The sequence below is a fragment of the Ferruginibacter paludis genome, from assembly GCF_030409685.1.
GTDB lineage: Bacteria > Bacteroidota > Bacteroidia > Chitinophagales > Chitinophagaceae > Ferruginibacter > Ferruginibacter paludis.
In genome coordinates, this window is record NZ_JAUFQJ010000015.1 from 265947 (window position 1) to 285537 (window position 19591).

14 protein-coding genes are annotated in these 19591 nt (G+C 36.6%); 7 read left to right on the forward strand and 7 right to left on the reverse strand.

Translation table 11 applies throughout. The features are described from left to right. Positions 1-173: 173 nt before the first annotated feature. Entirely contained in the window at positions 174-1694 is a 1521-nt protein-coding gene (locus QWZ08_RS21965) for a lipopolysaccharide biosynthesis protein (protein ID WP_290339728.1), read from the reverse strand. A 460-nt stretch (positions 1695-2154) separates the two neighbouring features. Between QWZ08_RS21965 and asnB (QWZ08_RS21970) the strand changes: the two genes are divergently transcribed. Continuing rightward, the gene (gene asnB, locus QWZ08_RS21970; RefSeq protein WP_290339729.1) at positions 2155-4026 is read left to right on the forward strand and encodes an asparagine synthase (glutamine-hydrolyzing); all 1872 of its coding nucleotides are present in this window, start codon (positions 2155-2157) and stop codon (positions 4024-4026) included. A 21-nt stretch (positions 4027-4047) separates the two neighbouring features. On the opposite strand, the gene QWZ08_RS21975 is transcribed toward asnB (QWZ08_RS21970), so the two are convergent. From QWZ08_RS21975 to QWZ08_RS21995, 5 genes are all read right to left on the reverse strand, one after another. Next, positions 4048-5178: a glycosyltransferase family 4 protein gene (locus tag QWZ08_RS21975; RefSeq protein ID WP_290339731.1), complete on the reverse strand. Its 1131-nt coding sequence runs from the start codon at positions 5176-5178 to the stop codon at positions 4048-4050. After that, complete coding sequence (locus tag QWZ08_RS21980) at positions 5160-6119, reverse strand: NAD-dependent epimerase/dehydratase family protein (protein WP_290339732.1); 960 nt, start codon at positions 6117-6119, stop codon at positions 5160-5162. The genes QWZ08_RS21975 and QWZ08_RS21980 overlap by 19 nt, the downstream gene beginning before the upstream one ends. Positions 6120-6266: 147 nt before the next feature. After that, entirely contained in the window at positions 6267-7406 is a 1140-nt protein-coding gene (locus QWZ08_RS21985; protein WP_290339733.1) for a glycosyltransferase family 4 protein, read from the reverse strand. A 34-nt stretch (positions 7407-7440) separates the two neighbouring features. Beyond that, entirely contained in the window at positions 7441-8544 is a 1104-nt protein-coding gene (locus QWZ08_RS21990; protein ID WP_290339734.1) for a glycosyltransferase, read from the reverse strand. A gap of 50 nt (positions 8545-8594) precedes the next feature. Further along, entirely contained in the window at positions 8595-9050 is a 456-nt protein-coding gene (locus QWZ08_RS21995) for a hypothetical protein (RefSeq protein WP_290339735.1), read from the reverse strand. 1043 nt (positions 9051-10093) lie between these two features. Here QWZ08_RS21995 and rfbB point away from each other — a divergent pair. The 6 genes from rfbB to QWZ08_RS22025 all read left to right on the forward strand — a co-directional run bounded on the left by rfbB (position 10094) and on the right by QWZ08_RS22025 (position 18217). Further along, positions 10094-11146, forward strand: coding sequence for a dTDP-glucose 4,6-dehydratase (gene rfbB, locus QWZ08_RS22000; RefSeq protein WP_290339736.1), 1053 nt, complete (start codon positions 10094-10096; stop codon positions 11144-11146). Between the two features lie 32 nt (positions 11147-11178). Continuing rightward, positions 11179-12039 carry a glucose-1-phosphate thymidylyltransferase RfbA gene (rfbA, locus tag QWZ08_RS22005; RefSeq protein ID WP_290339737.1) on the forward strand — a complete coding sequence of 287 codons (861 nt, stop codon included), beginning with the start codon at positions 11179-11181 and terminating at the stop codon, positions 12037-12039. Positions 12040-12357: 318 nt separating this feature from the next. Further along, positions 12358-13641 (forward strand): lipopolysaccharide biosynthesis protein, encoded by a 1284-nt coding sequence (locus QWZ08_RS22010; RefSeq protein ID WP_290339738.1) that lies wholly within the window; start codon positions 12358-12360, stop codon positions 13639-13641. Positions 13642-13694: 53 nt separating this feature from the next. Further along, on the forward strand, positions 13695-15572 hold the full coding sequence (gene asnB, locus QWZ08_RS22015; protein WP_290339739.1) for an asparagine synthase (glutamine-hydrolyzing): 1878 nt from the start codon (positions 13695-13697) through the stop codon (positions 15570-15572). Position 15573: 1 nt separating this feature from the next. After that, entirely contained in the window at positions 15574-16809 is a 1236-nt protein-coding gene (locus QWZ08_RS22020; protein WP_290339740.1) for a glycosyltransferase, read from the forward strand. Between the two features lie 211 nt (positions 16810-17020). Next, the gene (locus QWZ08_RS22025; protein WP_290339741.1) at positions 17021-18217 is read left to right on the forward strand and encodes a glycosyltransferase; all 1197 of its coding nucleotides are present in this window, start codon (positions 17021-17023) and stop codon (positions 18215-18217) included. A 4-nt stretch (positions 18218-18221) separates the two neighbouring features. Here QWZ08_RS22025 and QWZ08_RS22030 read toward each other — a convergent pair whose 3' ends face one another. After that, on the reverse strand, positions 18222-19481 hold the full coding sequence (locus QWZ08_RS22030) for a hypothetical protein (RefSeq protein ID WP_290339742.1): 1260 nt from the start codon (positions 19479-19481) through the stop codon (positions 18222-18224). Between the last annotated feature and the right edge of the window lie 110 nt (positions 19482-19591).

The window sequence follows — 19591 nt, forward strand, 5'->3', positions numbered from 1 at the left end:
TAGGTTATCGATTATTTTTTTTCTGAAGAAAGAAACAAATCAGTGTAATTATTTGATGGGTGCAAAATGTGTTTTATTTTAAGGTTATAAAGAGATAACTTCTTTATTATTGTTGATATTTACCGTCTTTTATCCAACCATCATTTAGTAACAACTAATTTATTTTTAATACATTATTTTTTTGTTAATAGCTTAATAAGGTCTCTTTTTATTTTACCAGAAAAAATAGTTGATATCACAACAGACATTATTCCCGTTAAAATTAAAAAAATAAATATTTCCGTAGGCGTAAATTGGCTGATCGGGATTAGAGTATGAATTAATAAAATAAATATAAGACAACTGATAAATGGCTTAAAAGTATCATTCCAAAACCATGGAAAAAGATCTCCTTTAAGAAATTTTTTATGTATTACATAAGGTACAAAAACAAGGTTTATCACATTGAATACTATCCAGCAATATCCAGCGCCTGTAGTTCCATAAAGCCAGGTAATAATTGCAATAGAAGGTGTTATTATAATGGCGTAGTAAATGCTGATATATACAGCAAACTTCGTCCAGTTTAGTGCAAAGGTGAAGGAGAATAAAATACTTGCCACAGCGTTTATTGCGGTGCCAATTGAGAATAACCGTGCAACGTACCAGGTATTCTCAACAGTTGTGGCATTATGTGTCCATAACAATAACACTTCCTTAGTAAAGAAAATTATTACCAGTGAAGCTGGAAATATGATAATGCTAACGAGCTGGCAACATGAGTGATAGGTTTCCTTTAGCTGATCTTGTTTATTTAACGCCGCCAGGTAAGAGAACTTAGGAAAGAAGGACTGGGCGACAGGATTAACAATTTGTAAAACAGCCATGCCTAATGTAACAGCTATAGTGTAATATCCAAAATCAGCAAGCAAAATTGTTTTGCTTAGTACTACCTTATCTGCCTGCAACATTAATATGGCTGACAAAGAAATGGCAGCCATCCCTCCGGAAAATTTAGCCACCCGTTTTAGTTCACCCAAATCAAATTTTGCCTTAAATGAATCACCAGCTATAAGCCCGCGTAATAAAAAGCGATAGCATAAAACTGTCAAAACTGTTATTATAAAATTCCAGGTAAAAAAAACTATAACTGAATTTGAATAATACATCAATAAAAGTACTGCGCCTATATTTTTAACAATAGCAAACAACACCCGCACGGCATTGTATAACAAATGGCGTTGTAAGCCAAGCAATCCTCCCGCATAAAAGCCGACCGGAAACTGAAATACAAGTGTAATGCTTAAAATAAAAAAGGCGTGTAAAACGGTTTCTTCACTTAAACCTTTTGCCTGTACCCAACTTGTTGCTAAAAACCAGGATGCTGCCAAAGCAATAATACCTACCAATATCGCAACGGGCCAGTATACTGTTTCAAGTGTTTTTACAAGATTTACAATCCGTTGTTTATTACTCACACCTGATGACAAGCCAGCCAATTCTTTGTTGAGTGTTGTACTTAAGCCACTATCTAAAATATACAGTATTGATTGGATACTCGCAAATACACCAATCAGTCCATATCCTTCGCTGCCGATGTATTTTAAATAAACCGGAATAAATAGCAGGTTAATGACAGCCATAAACCCATTGCCGGAGAAATTAGCAACAATATTAGCTTTTAACGAAGTTGTTAATAGTAATTTTTTAAGCACAGCTTTTTAATAAATGATTTAAATACTTAACCCGGTTGCAGGTATCTTTTGAAATTATAGTGTTGTTATTAATTTTGACTCAATGGTTATTTTATTAAACTCTTTATCAAAGAAATTAGCTGCAAAAATAAGATATAGAAAGTAAGCTTGCTTTTATAAAACAATTGGGATAAAAAATTAAATAAAATACGGATTGCTTATGCCGGAATGCCAGGGTAGCATTGCAGAGTAATTTCTATGGGGTCTTTTAGTTTAATACAGCAATTTTCATTAATCTCATGTCCAGTTTATTAATGTCGGTGCAAACTTTCATTTTAGAATTTTAGTATACTTTCGTTGGATTGTAAACACGCCGGCCGAAGTTTAAATTACCCTGCTAAAAACAGATGTTTTACATTGATTTCTTAAAAGCAATTGCAGTTTGCTAAAACAACAAGTAAAAAGTAAGATAAGATAAAGTATGTGTGGACTAAGTGGATTTGTAGACTTTAATAAAAAACTGACCCGTGAACAGCTTATGCGTTCCTGCAATACGCTTCAACACAGGGGCCCGGATGATTACGGAGACACATTTTTTGAGACGACAGAGGCATTTGTTGGGTTGAGCCACCGTAGGCTGGCTATATTGGATCTTTCACCTGGGGCTCATCAACCCATGCAAAGTATAGACGGATCAGTCATACTTATTTTGAATGGGGAAGTGTACAACTTTAAAGAGATACGGGTTGAATTACAGGCGAAAGGATACCATTTTTTATCCGGTTCCGATACGGAAGTAATTTTACAAGCCTATCAGCATTTTGGAATTGACTGTATTAACCATTTTATCGGCATGTTTTCAGTGGTAATTTATGATGCCAGTATTCAAAAGATTTTTTTAATAAGAGACAGGCCTGGCGTTAAGCCGCTTTACTACTATTTTGCAGATGGATATTTTTTGTTTGCTTCCGAATTAAAGGCATTTCATCCCTTTCCCTGTTTTAAAAAAGAAATTGATGCAGCATCGGCAACACTTTATTTTAAGTATGGCTATATAAAAGCACCCAATAGTATTTTTAAAAATACACGAAAACTTCAGCCCGGATATTTTGCAACCATCGATTTAGCCAGTAAATCAATACAATTAAAGCAGTATTGGAATGTGCTGGACTATTATAACAAGCCAGCTTTTTTTTCTATTGATAAGACGCAGGCCCTGCAGGAACTGGAAAAGCTTTGCGTTTCCGCATTTCAATACCGGATGATAAGCGATGTGCCGGTGGGGATATTTTTAAGCGGAGGTTACGATAGCTCTTTACTGGCTGCCATACTGCAGAATAACAGCGCCAACAAAATAAAAACCTTTACAATCGGGTTTAATGAAAAACAATTTAATGAAGCAAATCATGCAAAAAAAATAGCTCAATATTTAGGAACCGATCACAATGAGCATTTTTGTACAGCAGCATCAGCTTCAGAAGTAATATTGGCTCTTCCGTTTTATTATGATGAACCTTTCGGAGATAGTTCTGCAATACCCACCGTATTGTTAAGCCGTTTCGCAAAGCAACAGGTAACTGTCGCACTTTCTGCGGATGGTGCAGATGAACTATTTGCCGGCTATAACCGTTACACCCAGCTATCAACCATAAACAAGGTGCAAAAAATTGTACCGGTTTCTATCAGACGCACTATTGCAAAAATGATCGGATCTGTACCAGCCATCAATACAAAATATAAAAAGATTGCTTTGCTTTTATCCGAATGCGATTCAACGACTTCAGGTGACCTATTGAATACTGTTTTTTTAGAAACAGATTTGCAAAATCTGCTACAACCTGATTTTGCTTACGATGTTATTTCAGAAAAAAAACATACCAGAGAAAAATCAGGATTTATCAATAGCCTTTTGGCAGCAGATTTTACAAGCTACCTGCCGGATGATATATTGGCAAAGGTAGACAGGGCCGCAATGAGTACAGGACTGGAGGCTCGTGAACCCTTTCTGGACCACAGGCTGGTAGAGTGGGCAGCGCAATTGCCAGTGGACATGAAGTATAACAACGGCCACAAAAAGTATTTGCTCACAGAATTAACCCATCAATATTTGCCGGGCGAATTGATGAAAAGGCCCAAAATGGGATTTGGAATTCCATTGAGAAGCTGGTTAAAAGGAAGTTTAAAGGCCCTGGTAATGCAAACGATTATTGAAGAAAACCTCTCAAAACAAAATGTGCTGGATAAAAATTATGTACTTCAGCTTAAGGAAGACTATTATTCAGGAAAAATTAATGACGATCAGCAAATATGGTTGATATTAATGTTTTTGTTGTGGTGGAATGAATGGATGTGACCGCTTAAATATAATACGGTATTATGAATTGAGGATTGAAATATATGCTTTATGATTATATGCTTCATCAAATTCCAATTCTGCCTTTGCCCTGCTTAGCTTACCCATTCTGGCCAAATCTTCTGCCGTCATCAAAATCATTTTTTCCATTGCTGCCTCTAAAGCGCTGGCGTTTTTTATTTCAATTAAAAAGCCATTTTCACCATTGTCAACCGTTTCTTTACAACCAATATTATTAGTTGTAATTACTGGTAATCCCTTGGCTAAAGCCTCTATTAAAATTTTCGGAATGCCCTCCCTGTAATAGGAAGGAAGCACCATTACATCTATCGTATTTAAAACACTGCTCATGTCATCCGTTCCACCCCGGTAGTCAATAATTTTTTGCTCATGCATCTTCTCCACAATCTGTAAGGGTATCGATGAAGGATTATCTGCCTCCAGGCCCAGTAAGGCACAGGTGATGTCAGGATATTTCTGCTTAAGATTTTTTGCCGCTTCAAAATATTCCGATAAGCCCTTTTCTTTTATAAGCCTGGCCGATAATAAAAAAACCAATTGGTTTCCGGTATTAAAAAATGTTTTTTGGTTAAATTCAGTAAGATTTGCGCCTGATCCCTTTACTAAAATAATCTCCTGCCGGTGATCTATAATTTTATTCTGCAGGAAATAATTTTTGTCATCGTTATTTTGAAAAATAATTGCCTTTAAATTTTTAAAGGCAATTGTATATAATTTTTCAACCGTAAACTTAAGCCATCCGGGCTGACCCTCACTAAAAACAAAACCAAGACCATTGATAGTAGCTACTGTTTTTATTCCGGTAAATTTGGCGGCGAGAGAGCCGAAAATATTTATTTTGGGAGTGAAGAAAAAACAAAAATCAAGGTGGTTTGCTTTAAAAATTTTACGTAGTTCAAGGGTAAGCGATATGTCATGAAACGGATTTTTGCCTTTATTGTGAATATGTTTTAATTCGATAAAAACACAACCCAAGGTCTCAATCTCTTTGACAAATTTGTCTTTTGGAGCAATAGCAAAAACATTATAACCTGCGCTGATTAACTTTTGCAAAAGGCCTTTTCTAAAATTATATATGTACCAGGAGGTATTTGATACAATCGCAACGTTCTTTATTGTGTCTGAAGCCAATTTTTAAAATTTATTATACCTTTTTTAAAGTTAGTCTTGGGTATATAGTTTAATAACTGTTCTGCTTTTGAAATATCCGCAAATGTAATGGGTACATCTCCCATTTGTTCGGGCAAATGGTTTAAAATCGCTTTTTTATCAAATACCTCTTCTAAAGCAGCAATCATTTCAGACAAAGATACGGTTTGATGATTTCCTAAATTAAATACCTCATAATTTGACCATGTGTATTGTATAGCATTAAAAATTCCCTGTACTGTGTCATCAACATAGGTGTAATCCCGCCTGGTACTTCCATTGCCAAAAAAGTTAATAGGCTCCCCATTAAGCAATTTCTTACTAAACAGATGAATAGCAAGATCGGGGCGCTGCCTTGGTCCGAAAACCGTAAAAAAGCGAAGTGCTATAAAACGGATACCAAATAAATGACTGTAGACAGAACCCAGCAATTCGCCGGAAATTTTAGTGCTGGCATAGGGGCTGATCGGGTTAAGAACAAAATCAGATTCTTTCCAGGGGAAATTTTTATTAATACCGTAAACACTGCTTGAAGAGGCAAAAACAAACTGTTTAATATTCTTGTGCCTTGCAAATTCAAGCATATTTTGAGTACCCTTTACATTCACATCCTGGTAAATAATGGGGTTCTCCAGAGATGGACGTACGCCGGCTTTTGCAGCCAGGTGAACAATTACCTCATATTCTCCCGTTAATTTTTTATAAAGCTCTTCTGTATTCAATATGTCTGTTTCAATAAATCTCAGAGAAGGGTGATTTATTACAGCTGCAATATTTTTAAGTTTTACATCAGGAGAGTAGAACGGATCCAGATTGTCGATCACCGTTACTGAGTAATTGGAAGTCAACAGTTTTTCTATTAAATGACTTCCTATGAAACCGGCCCCTCCTGTAACAATTATTTCTATCTTATTTTTACTCATAATGGGCAATAATGTAAAATTTTCAGGTCGCAAGTTACTTGTTTTGGCGGATGAAAGTAGTAATGCAACGCTTTCCAATCTAAAACTATCTGGATTATATGGTTAAAAAATAAACCTTTATTTATTATAATTAAAAATATAGAATAATCAGTCAACGCACTGTTTCTCAAAAAAAACAATTGTTTTTGCAATGGCTTCTGATAAAGAAAATTTGTTTTTCAACAGCCTGGCGCCATTTAATCCGAATTGGGTCGCAATACCTTTATTTTGCAACAGATACTTAATTTTCGCTGCCAATTCTTCAATACTATATGGAACGACAAGGCATCCAGTTTCATTATCAATTATATTTTCATCAAAGGCAGTTACGTTAAAAGCCACGACAGGCTTAGCACAGCTGTAAGCTTCCAGTACCATCAATCCAAAAGCCTCAGCAGTTGACGGAGCTACAACAATATCAGAGCATTTGATATAATCACTTACATTATCTGAATATCCTGCAAATATCACAGTGGAATTTAAATTGTACTCATTTACCATTTTGACAAGAACGGGCATTTCTTCTCCTTGTCCTAATATAATTAATTTTATATCAGTAATTTCTGTGTTTAGCAATTTAACCGCTTTAATCAGCAGGTGGTGTCCTTTCAGGCGCCGCAACCGTCCGATAATTAACAGCTGATTACCGGAATGCCTTAGTTTTAAGTCCGAACGTATCGAAAAGTCAGGTTCTAGACCATGATGTATTACACTCATTTTTGAGGATTGGCAAATTCCGGATTTTATATAAAAATTTGCCAGGCCAACCGAAACCGAAAAATTGTCAGCAACAAAATATTGTAAAAACTTTTCTACCTGATAACTAACGCTTAGCCTGTTAACCTTTGTGTAATCCAAGCCATGTACGTCCATAAATTTTTGAAGATAACCGTGTTTTGTAACAACCAGTTTGCAGTGTGTGTGGAAGAATATTTTGGAAAGGGAACTAATTATTTCAGCGTGTATTAAGTGTGCACTTAGGATTGAGTAATTTCCCTTTTTTATTACTTTGGCAAGGGAACTGGCTGCTTTTAAACTTACAGGTGAAGATGCTTTGCATATATAAACAGGTATATCATATTGTTTGTAATATTCGGCAAAGCGGTTTATAATTTCCTGGTTGTTATCTTGAAGGGTGCAAAAAAAACCCACCTCAATATTTCGTTTTTTTAGTTCTGGTAATAGCGTTAACAGGTACCTTTCTGCTCCCCCCATTACTACCACTCTCAGATAAAATAAAATTTTCATTTTTGTTATTGCTTATTCACCCTTACTCTTTCCCTTATTTAATTGATAGTGATTCAAAAACAGACTGATATTTTACAAACATAGTTTTATTGCTGTAATTCAAAACAGCAAAGTTATAGGCTGATTGTTTCAATGCTTCAGCTTTTGCTGAGTTATGGATGATTACAGAAACTGCTTCTGCAAGAGCTGCTTCATTCTTAACAGGCACTAAAATACCAGTGTCATTATTTTTTATCATGTTATTAATGCCTGCAACATCCGATGCTATAATTGGTAATTTGCAGGCCATAGCCTGCATAATCGCTGTACTCATTGTTTCTCCCAGCGAAGCATGTATATAGATATCGAGAGATTGTAAAAAAGCTACTAATTCCACTTCATTCAGCATGCCGGTAAATGTTACAGCATTATCTATTTTTAAATCCGCAGCGAGTTGCTTCATTTCGGCTAGTGACTCTCCGTCTCCTGCAATTTTTAGTTGCATAACAAGTTCAGGATATTTTTGCTGCAATAATGCAAAAGCTCTTAATAAAGTGGCATGATCTTTTATCGGTACTATGCGGCTTTGCATACCAAGCACAATTGTTTTATTAGGTAGTTTAACAGCAGGCTTGAAAATTGCCAAATCAAGCCCATTATTGATAACCGCAATTTTTCCGGCGTTGTAAAAAAGGCTTAATTTTTTCTTTATCTCATCTCTAAAGCTATCGGTTAAAAAAACGATACTATCAGCAAGCACCATGGCTAAAATTAACCACAACCATTCGGCCTTTGTTTTAAGCTGATTGGCCTGGGTTTCGGTAACCATTATCTTTTTCTTTTTTTTACTAATAAAGGATGCAATTTTTGCCAAAATAATAAACCTGCTTCCGTTGAGAAGAATAATGGAGCATTGACTGGTTTTTATGGTTGCAATAAATTTTTTATTGAAGTCAATATCCAACCGCTTTCGTTTCTTTATAAAGTTCCACTCAATATCAAATTCATCACTTTTTTTAATATACTCTTCTCTTATATCTTCTACCCCGGCAAATATGGCTTCGTATTCATTTTCCTTATCTTCATCTGCAGCAATAAAGGAAAAGAAAACATTTCCATGTCCGCCTAACCCGGAATATAAAACCTGTAATACTTTCATTGTTTATAAAATTTATAGCCAATTTTTTGAAAAGAATCATAAAACAGTATTTAGTATTGCTCTTTTTCTTTCACCTTTTTGTGAGGCAGCACAGTATAGTATAACAAAATTAAATAGGTGTAATAAAACGGCACTACAGGAGCTTTATACCTGACTAAAGTTCCAAAATTGAATGAAACAAGGCCCGCTAAAGGAGCCAGCAAAAGAGTAAATATTAAAGAGAAGGTTAAAATGCGGTTTTTAAATGCAGCACTAAAAAATCCTGTAATTTTTAATTTAATTAAAAGATAAAAAGTGAATATGAAAACTAAAAGAGATTCAAGAGCATTGGCCGTTGCTATCAGGTTCGGTATTTCCCAAATATAGGGCCTGAATAAGGCAACAGTAAGTGAACTGAAATAGGTTTTTATAATGCCCCAAAAACTAAAGTCATCTACATTGGATAGCACATATACTGAGCCTCCCTGATTTTTTTGACTGTTTTGTATAAATAGAACTTCATTCATAAATCCACCCGAGAGAGTTTCTATGATGTAATTTTTTTGCCAAAAAAGGAAAGCTACAGCAAAAAATAATAGAAAAAGTGACCCTAGTTTAAAGAAAATTTTAAACCTGCTGACAGATGAGGTAATAAGATTTATATAAACACTGAAAACAGCTGCCACACAAAAAATATAAAAAATATAGTTTTTAAAAAGGAGCATCATAATTGCGCCCGTAACCATTTCAAGCACTAAAAAAAAAGTAAACCTACCCTTCATAAAATTATACAACGCACTCACACAGAGGCCAAGTCCAAAAATACACAGCGGATCTTTTAAAACGTTTGTGCTCCAAAAAATAAAAGAAGGTGCAAAAAGGCAGCTTAGAGCAATTTTGTTATAATGCGCAGGAAATTCCTCAGCAAAAACAAGGAAAATTTTCCAGGTTCCAATAAAACTCAGCAGCGTAAAAAATAGTGCAACCGGCAAATAAGTGCCAAAGCAAAACATTCCGACAAAACCGGAAAACTTAAACATGTTCATCATTGACGACACATAATCCTCATTTGACATATGAGATGCAAATTGTTGTGCAGCCTGCGAGCATTTTTCCAACGGCTTAAAAACCAGTTCTAGTCCGTATACTGGATTTGCTTTTGTCGCATTCCAGATTTCAATTGCACCATTAAAATAAAATTGAGAATCGCTATAACCATAATAAAAGTTATACAGGCATGCCAACAGAACACAACAAATTGACTTTAGTATAAACGCCGGGATAATGTATTTTTTTAAGGGGGAATTTTGGTAGCGTTTTTTTTTCCAATAAATAATCCAAAATAAAATGAGTACAAAATAGATTGGGGTAAGCAATAAGTCATAATATGATAGAAGATGAGCTGAAACCGTCATTTGATCTTGCATACGTCTATTACATTACCGTTTTAATAATTACAAGCGTAAAGATATTGACATTTGATGACTGCCTTAATCATTTCGCAATATTACCAAAAGCACGTACTTAAGAATTTATTTCTATTTTTACACACTTTTAATAAAAACAACCTATGCATACAGTGTTAATTACCGGTGGCGCCGGGTTTATTGGTTCTCATTTAACAAGATTATTTGTTACAAAATACTCCCAGTACAAAATTGTAAATATTGATAAGCTAACCTATGCAGGTAACCTTGAAAATTTAAAGGATATTGAACATAGCCCCAATTATGAATTTGTAAAAGGCGATATTACGGACCTGCCTTTTTTGCGTTCTTTATTTGAAAAACACCAATTTACTGCGGTACTTCATTGTGCGGCTGAAAGCCATGTTGACAGGTCTATTACTGACCCGCTGGCTTTTGTCACCACCAACGTGGTTGGGACCGGCTGCCTTTTGCAAACTGCCAAAGAGTTTTGGAAAGATAATTTTGATAATAAGATTTTCTATCATATTTCTACTGATGAGGTATATGGCTCGCTTGGAAAAGAAGGGTTTTTTACTGAAGAAACGGCGTACGATCCCCGCAGCCCCTATTCCGCTTCCAAAGCAGCTTCTGATCATTTGGTAAGGGCTTTTTATCATACCTACCATATGCCGGTAAAAATTTCCAACTGCAGCAACAACTACGGACCTTTTCATTTCCCTGAAAAATTGATTCCACTTTGTATACACAATATCATCAACAACAAGCCTTTACCCATTTACGGAAAAGGGGAAAATATCAGGGACTGGTTATATGTGGAAGACCATGTAAGAGCCATTGATGTTATTTTCCATACTGGTAAAATTGGTGAAACTTACAATATTGGCGGGCACAACGAATGGACCAATATTGATTTGGTAAAAGAACTGTGCAAACAAATGGATTTGAAACTGGGACGTGAAACTGGCGCTTCTGAGAAGCTGATCACTTACGTAAAAGACAGGGCCGGACATGATCTTCGCTATGCGATTGATGCAACAAAGCTTAAAAATGAATTGGGATGGATGCCGTCGCTGCAATTCGAAGAAGGTATTTCAAAAACTATAGATTGGTACCTGAACAATACAGAATGGCTTAACCACGTTACGAGTGGCAATTATCAAAACTATTACGAACAACAATACGATAAGCGGTAAAAAGCAATTTCATTTAAGAATTCAGGAAATATATGAAAGGAATTATTTTAGCAGGTGGCAGCGGTACAAGGTTGTATCCAATAACAATGGGCATCAGTAAACAATTAATGCCTATTTACGATAAGCCGATGATCTATTATCCACTGAGCACTTTAATGCTGGCTGGTATAAAGGAGATATTGATAATCACAACGCCGGATGACCAGGCGCAGTTTATGCGTTTGTTGGGCGATGGCTCGCAGTGGGGATGCAAAATTGAGTATGCAAAGCAGGAGGTACCGAACGGACTTGCGCAGGCTTTTGTTATTGGTGAAAAATTCATTGGAACTGATAGTGTGGCACTTGTTCTGGGAGATAATATTTTTTATGGAAGTGGCTTCAGCAAATTATTACAAAATTCAGCCAATCCTGATGGTGCTGTTATATTCGCCTATCCCGTAAGCGATCCGGAACGCTATGGTGTGGTTGAATTTGACGGGGATTTAAATGCCATCAGCATTGAAGAAAAACCCACTCAGCCCAAAAGCAATTTTGCGGTGCCAGGGTTATATTTTTACGATAATGAGGTGGTAAAGATTGCCAAAAATATTCCACCCAGCCCAAGGGGCGAATATGAAATTACAGATGTAAATAGAATTTACCTGACCAACAAAAAACTAAAAGTGGGTGTGCTGGACAGGGGTTTCGCGTGGTTAGACACCGGTACTTTTGAATCGTTAAGTGATGCGAGTGAATATGTAAGGGTGATAGAAAAAAGACAGGGACTGAAAATTGGTTGTCCCGAAGAGATCGCTTTTCGAATGGGCTTTATTGCAAAAGATCAGCTGCTGAAATTGGCTGCTTCATTAAGTAAAAGCGGCTATGGCGAATATTTAAAGCGGGTAATTTTATAAAATTAAAAATCACAATTTAATTGTTGCCACTCATCTTAAAAACTTAAGCCGGGTGGCAATTTTTTTGATTTGCAGCCAGATTCTAAAATGGGTGCGTGATTTTTGACCGACTACTTATCAGCCTATCAATTTTTTGCATTTCTGTTGGTTGCCACCTTCACTGCCCCGGTTAAGTTTTTGTAGCAACATACCTGCGGTTGTAGCGATACTACTAACATTTTCCGTTTGTAAAATAAGGTACGCTAATATGCGTTTATCTAATATCCCATACGGGGTAATACAATTGTATTTTTTGGCTGAAATGTTTACACAATATAAATGGCTGTATCAGGATACTTTAATGAGCTGAAACGCAAACCAGGGTTGCAGTCTGCCGGCGTGTACACATTTACAAACTTCTTTACCAAGGGTATTTCTTTTCTGTTGATCCCTGTTTTTACCAATCCCCGTTTTTTAACGCCTGCGGATAATGGCATGTTAAGCTTATTCAGTAGTTCGGTGCTCTTTTTAATGCCCTTTATATCCCTTGGGCTCACACAGTCTGCCAGTACTGACTTTTTTAAGCTCGATAAAACTGATTTTAAAGATTTCTTTACCACAGGATTTGCGTTAACAATCACCACAACACTATTGGCAATAGGTATCATTTTTTTGCTGCAGGATTACCTGCATGCAACATATGGACTGCCGGTTATCTTTGTATGGATTGTTCCTGCGGTTACTTTCTTAAATTTTTGCTCTGAACAAACAACCGGGCTTATCCGAAATAACGATCAGCCTTTTCGTTACCTGGCAATCGGAATTTGCAAAACCGTGGTAGAGCTCGGGGTCGCTTTGATGTTGATAGTGGCTTTTCAATATGGGTGGTTGGGGCGCATCACCGGGATGATGACGGCATTGATATTAATTTCAGGATATTCTTTATACTATTTTATTAAAAATGGCTACCTGTTTGGAAAGGTAAAGCTACGGTATATCCGGGCAGAGTTGCTGTACGCCTTTCCCATTATTGTTATGCAGGCCAATATGTTTATCATGAGTTCTTCAGATAAATTTTTTTTGGCTAACGATCATACTTTGCTGGGAGTATACACCATTGCCTGCACTTTTGCGTCGGTGATTGTGATTTTTTCGGCGGCACTGATACAATATTTTTCGCCTAAAATATTTGCCTTGTTATCTGCTGATAAAATAAAGTATAACGAGATAAAAAAATTGTTGCTGAACTATGCTGGTGCAATGTTTGGCAGCTTTATTTTATTCCTTCTTTTTACAGCTTTATTTTATCGGCTGTTTATAAACGTTAAATATCACGAAGCTTTACATTATATTTATTTTATTGCGGCGGGTTATTTTTTTTGGACGCTCGCTTCAATATTGTATTCTTTTTTTCTTTTTTATAAAGAAAAAAAGAAAATCATTGTTCATTCTTTTTTGTCTATGACAGTGGCACTTGCGGCCAATTATTTTTTTATAAAAAGATGGTCCGCGTATGGAGCTGCCATGGCTGTTATGGTGAGTTACTTTTTTGTTTTACTCATCACAATTGTCAGTACAAAGAAATACATCTCGGCGATATTTAAAAAACAGGTTGCAGGATAAAGCAGACTACGACTGTTAAAAAAATTAAAAAACCCGGTTTAAAAAAGAAAAGCATGTGCGGTATTGCAGGGTATATTTCATTGAACAATTCTTTTTCAAAAGAACAGCTTGAAACAGCTTTGTCTTCTATACAGCACCGTGGTCCGGATGCGGAAGGAATGTATTTTTCACCTGACGGAAAAATAGGGCTTGGTCACAGGCGCCTATCCATTTTAGATTTATCAGCAGGCGCCAACCAACCAATGTTTTCTTCAAATGGCCGCTACTGTATTGTGTTTAATGGAGAGATATACAATTTTAACGAATTAAAAGAGCGGCTTGCTGACAAGGGCGCATCACTTAAAACAACATCTGATACCGAAGTACTGGTTGAGTTATTTGCCCAGCATGGTCCCACTATTTTTGCCTCAATGAATGGTATGTTTGCATTTGTAATTTATGATGTACAGCAAAAAGAAATTACTATTTGCAGGGATCACATCGGCATAAAACCTTTGTTTATTTTCCAGGATGAAACCACGATTGTTTTTGCTTCTGAATTGAAAGCAATCAAGGCGCTGCTGGGTAAAAAATTGTCTGTTAATAAAGCGGCAGTGCCTTATTTTTTACACCTGGGTTTTATCCCTCAACCACTCACCATTTACAATAACACCACCAAGTTTCCTTCGGCACATTACGCACAAATTTGCCTAGAAAAAACTGAGCAACATAAACTATTTTTTGATTTGGTAAAATTTTGGCAACCCGAAACGTTGTTAAACAATACAAAAAAAAATGATGAACCGGCGGCAAAAAGACAACTGAATAATTTGTTGACGGATGCTGTACAAAAGCAATTAATTAGTGATGTGCCAATAGGAACATTTTTAAGTGGCGGGATAGATAGCAGCTTGGTTACTGCGATTGCGGCTAAAATTTCCGGTGCCGGCAAAATCAAAACATTTAGCATTGCCATTGACGAGGGTAAATACAACGAATCAAAATATGCTGCACAGGTGGCGGCGCATTTAAATACCGACCATCATGAATTTAAAGTAAAAGAAAAAGAAGTAATAGACCTGGTTGATAAGTTAATACCTGCCTATGATGAGCCTTTTGCAGATAGCTCTGCTTTTCCTACTATGATGGTAAGCCGGCTGGCGCGGCAGCACGTTACCGTTGCGCTCACAGGCGATGGAGGGGACGAATTATTTCATGGGTACGGCATGTACCAATGGGCAAACAGATTGTCGATGCCGCAATGGCATTTATTAAAACGGCCACTATTTAATGCTTCCCGTTTGTTGAATAGTAAATACCAGCGAATTGGAAACATGTTTGGTTACGAAAACCGGCAACACATTATCACCCACATTTTTTCGCAAGAGCAATATTTTTTCAGGGAGCAGGAACTCTCCGCCTTGCTTGTAAATACTAATTTTAATTTTGATGGTATCAATTCCCTTCCACCGGAGGCAGCTAATTTAAGCGAAGCAGAGAGGCAGTCATACTGGGATTTAAACAATTATTTAAAAGATGATTTACTGGTTAAGGTAGATAGGGCAAGTATGCAGTATTCACTTGAAGCAAGGGTTCCACTGCTGGATTACAGGCTGGTAGAATTTGCATTGGGATTGGATGAAAAATGGAAAAATAACAATGGTACAATGAAGTATCTTTTAAAAGAAGTGCTTTTTGATTATGTTCCCAAAGAGTTGTACAACCGGCCAAAATGGGGATTTAGTATACCCCTTGCCACCTGGTTAAAAACTGATTTAAAATTTTTGCTGGATAAATACACTTCAGAAGCTGTAATTGGCAAATACAGTATTGTAAATTATATGGTGGTTAATAATCTGAAGAAAAAATACCTGGGCGGAACAGACTATCTATTCAACAGGCTTTGGCTTATCATAGTTTTGCATTGGTGGCTTGAAGAAAATAATAATTAAAATGCAAAGGAAAAATATCCTCTTTATATCATACGATGGAATGACGGATCCGCTGGGTCAAAGCCAGGTAATTCCCTATCTTTCAAACCTTACAAAGTTCGGGTATCGGTTTACTATATTAAGTTGCGATAAGCCCGATCGTTATGCTGCCAATCGCGATTATGTAAAAAATATACTTGCGCCATACGCCATTCAATGGGTATCAGTTCCCTATCACAAAAAACCGCCTGTACTTTCTTCTTTGTATGATTTTTACATATTGAGATCAAAGGCAAAACAACTGCATGCCATTTATCATTTTGATATGGTACATACCCGGCCAGGGTTGCCATCGTTGGTGGGCGTTTATTTAAAAAATAAATTCGGAATAAAATTTTTAAACGATATACGTGGATTTTGGGCAGATGAAAGGGTAGATGGCGGCATATGGAATTTAAAGAACCCGCTGTTAAAAAAGATCTACCGGTTTTTTAAAGCACACGAAAAAGACTGTCTTGAAAAAGCAGACTATTCTGTTTGTGTAACCTATAAAGCAAAGGAAATAATTCACAGCCGTACAGATTTGCGCAATCAGCCTGTACCGGTAGAAGTAATCCCCTGTAGTGCGGACATGGAATTATTTGACCCGGAGAAAGTAGATCCGTTGCAGAAAGCAGCTTTTTCATCCGCCCTTAATATTAGCAGCGGCGATTTTATAATCACCTATCTTGGCTCGCTTGGTGGCTGGTACTTAACGGATGAAATTATGCGCTTTTGCAAAGCGGTGTCAAATAAAATACCTGGGGCAAAGTTTCTCTTTATATCACCTGACAGCCAGGGTGCTGTTGCCGCAGCGGCAGTCAAATATGGCCTCGCTGATGGACAAGTAATAGTTCAATATGGCAAGCGGCACGAAGTGCCTGTATTATTGTCATTTAGCAATTACGCTGTTTTCTTTATAAAGACATGCTATTCAAAGCAAGCTGCTTCACCAGTGAAGCATGGCGAAATAATGTCAATGGGTATTCCTGTAATTACAAATAGTGGAGTAGGCGACCTTGACGAAATTGTTGAAAAACAACATAGTGGGTATCTGCTGCCCGATTTTTCAGAAGAGTCATTCACTGGGGTGGTTCAAAAAATTGTAGAAGGTAATCCATTTGATAAAAAGACCATTCGCAATAGTGCCGCCAAGTTCTATTCGCTTACCACTGCGGTGGAAAGGTATAAAAAAGTATATGACACAATATTGTCCTGATTTAGATTTCTACCAATAAATACACTCCCCGTTTCTATATGCAATAAAATGTATAAATATTCAGCAACCCCGGTTCTTTTTGCTGATTATTTTGAATAATAAAATGGCATAAAAACCGTTTACAGTATAGCCTGAAATACATATGCTTAAATGTTAACCATAAGGCTACATACATACTCTAAATTCTTAATGCCGGCTTACCCACATAGCAATGAAAAAGGGAATTCAACAAATTTTAATGATTGTTCAGTACCCTGAAAATGTCTCGCCGTGCCAACGCTTCCGGTTTGAATTATACAAAGACACCCTCGTAAAAAATGGATACGAAGTAACTACAAAATCATTTTTAGATCCCGCAGACTTTAAGATTATTCATCAGTACGGGTTTCTCTTTAAAAAATCTCTTGCATTATGTAAAGGTTTTTTCAAAAGACTGCTATTGTTATTTAAAATAGGCAAATACGACTTCGTGTTGGTACAACGTGAATTTACGCCAGTTGGCCCCCCGGTTTTTGAGTGGCTTGTAGCCAGGTTATTTCAAAAGAAACTGATTTATGATTTTGATGATGCGATCTGGTTGCCATCGGTATCTAAGCAAAACCGTCTGGCAGCACATTTTAAAAACGCACAAAAGGTTAACGCTATTTGCAAAATGGCTTACCGCGTTAGCGCCGGCAACCAATATTTATGCAATCATGCCCGTCAATACAATAGCAATGTTGTATATAATCCAACCTGTGTTGATGCCGTCAACCGGTACAATGTACTAGCCAAGCATGACGTTGAAAAAATTACCATTTCCTGGACAGGAAGTTTTTCTACCTTAAAATATTTAGCCATTGTAGAAAATGCGTTGAGGCGACTGCAGGATAAATACGATTTTAACGTAAAAATTATCTGTAACCAACAACCATCGCTCAATTTAAAAAATGTAACCTATGTTGAATGGAGTGAAGACAATGAAGTGTCTGAACTGGCCGCATGTCAAATTGGGTTAATGCCACTTACAGCAGATGAATGGAGTGAAGGAAAATGCGGATTTAAATTAATTCAATATTTGTCGTTGGGTATACCCTCTGTATCATCATCCGTTGGTGTAAATAAAAAAATTATAGAAGCAGGAGTAAATGGTTACTTTGCTGACTCCGATGATGAATGGTATAATAATATTGAAAAGTTGTTGCTGGATGCTTCCTTAAGAAAAAGAATGGGTATTGCCGGCCGTCAAAAAATGATTGCACAGTACAGCCTGCAGTCGAATGAAGCAAATTTTTTAAACCTGTTCACTACTATTGAACCCGCTATACTTACACTTAACCGTTCTTTTAAACTTCCATTACGAAAGTTGTTCAATCTTCGAGCCATGGCACATCTCGTGCTTAGAAGAGGCAGTGCATTAAACGCATAAAGCTTCATATCTCCGGAACATTTCCGGCTTCTCTCTTCTTCTTTGGTACCGCTTCCAGTATCAGTAACAAGGCAATTATATAAAACGGCAGGCAGGGAATTTTATAACGTACAAGTGTGCCAAAATTAAGCGTGGTGGCACCAACAAATATGGCAAATACAACGGAATAGAAAAAGCAAAAAGAGATCATCGGGTCAGTAAATAATGTCTTTAAAAATCTGTAGGGACCAGCCTTTATCAGTACGTATACAGTAAGTAAAATCAGTGCAAGGCTTTCTACTGATGACATCAGCGTAGAGATTTTTTTTGACTCCCAAAGAAAAGGGCGAAAAAAAGTGGCCACAATTGCTGCTGGTGTCATTTTCAATAAACTGCCTGGCGATCCATCGTATTCCACGCCCAGAGAAAAAGATGACTCAGCACCTTCTGCCATATTGATAAAATTGGTTTGCTGCGTTTTAACCGATTCAACTATTTTATCCAATGCAAAAAAGCCAAGCTGATCTTTTAACGTGTCGGCTAAAACAAAAATGCCAACAACAACAGCAGATAAAATCAGTACACCAATAGACCATTTCAATATTGTATTTTTCAGCATTTTCAGGTTAACTAAAACCAGGTATAAAATAAAAAAAGGCAGATAGCAAATAATGATGTAAACCTTAACAATGTACAATGTATAAGCGGCAATAACTGCTATGAATATATTTTTAAAAGACACCCGGCGCTTTTCAAAAATACAATACAGAGAATAAGTTAACCAGCCCAGCATGCATATACAAACCGGATCTTTCAGCACACCCGAGCACCAAAATACCAGTGAGGGTAAATAAATAATGGTGATGGCTAAGCCCTTATATAAATGCGGGTAATGCTCATAAAAAAATTTGTATAACCGCCATACGCCGCTATAAGCTACCATTGAAAAACAAAGATTTATCAGCAGGTATTTTCCGAATGTAAAAAAGCAAAAAAAGGCTACCAGCCTTGCTATGAGAAAATTACTTTCTATTTTAAATGAGTTAATATTATCCGGAACCATCAAGAGATTTTCATCATAGTTTATGCCGGGTGTAAAAAGCAGGTGAATATTTTTGATGGGATTATTTAAGATAAGTGAGTACATATGATACCCTTCAGGATAATACAAAGAAGTACTGTCGCCCGGCGTGAGATAGACAAAGAAAACAGTAAATGCAACCGAACTAAAAACCCGTATCCAAAAGCCCTGCCGCTGGTATTTTTTTAAAAACGGATCAGTCATACGTTTTCGCCTGGCCGAAAAAATTAAATGAAAAATGAGGACATAAAATGGAAATAATATGAAGTCAGTAAAACCCATCCTTTTTAATAAGAAAACTTTTTATACGTAAG

Excerpts from the sequence above, each read along its gene's own strand:
- asnB (WP_290339729.1), top strand. The coding sequence starts at position 2,155 with ATGTGTGGACTAAGTGGATTTGTAGACTTTAATAAAAAACTGACCCGT.
- QWZ08_RS21980 (WP_290339732.1), bottom strand. The coding sequence starts at position 6,119 with ATGAGTAAAAATAAGATAGAAATAATTGTTACAGGAGGGGCCGGTTTC.
- QWZ08_RS21985 (WP_290339733.1), bottom strand. The coding sequence starts at position 7,406 with ATGAAAATTTTATTTTATCTGAGAGTGGTAGTAATGGGGGGAGCAGAA.
- QWZ08_RS21990 (WP_290339734.1), bottom strand. The coding sequence starts at position 8,544 with ATGAAAGTATTACAGGTTTTATATTCCGGGTTAGGCGGACATGGAAAT.
- QWZ08_RS21995 (WP_290339735.1), bottom strand. The coding sequence starts at position 9,050 with ATGAATGAAGTTCTATTTATACAAAACAGTCAAAAAAATCAGGGAGGC.
- rfbB (WP_290339736.1), top strand. The coding sequence starts at position 10,094 with ATGCATACAGTGTTAATTACCGGTGGCGCCGGGTTTATTGGTTCTCAT.
- rfbA (WP_290339737.1), top strand. The coding sequence starts at position 11,179 with ATGAAAGGAATTATTTTAGCAGGTGGCAGCGGTACAAGGTTGTATCCA.
- QWZ08_RS22010 (WP_290339738.1), top strand. The coding sequence starts at position 12,358 with ATGGCTGTATCAGGATACTTTAATGAGCTGAAACGCAAACCAGGGTTG.
- asnB (WP_290339739.1), top strand. The coding sequence starts at position 13,695 with ATGTGCGGTATTGCAGGGTATATTTCATTGAACAATTCTTTTTCAAAA.
- QWZ08_RS22020 (WP_290339740.1), top strand. The coding sequence starts at position 15,574 with ATGCAAAGGAAAAATATCCTCTTTATATCATACGATGGAATGACGGAT.
- QWZ08_RS22025 (WP_290339741.1), top strand. The coding sequence starts at position 17,021 with ATGAAAAAGGGAATTCAACAAATTTTAATGATTGTTCAGTACCCTGAA.
- QWZ08_RS22030 (WP_290339742.1), bottom strand. The coding sequence starts at position 19,481 with ATGACTGATCCGTTTTTAAAAAAATACCAGCGGCAGGGCTTTTGGATA.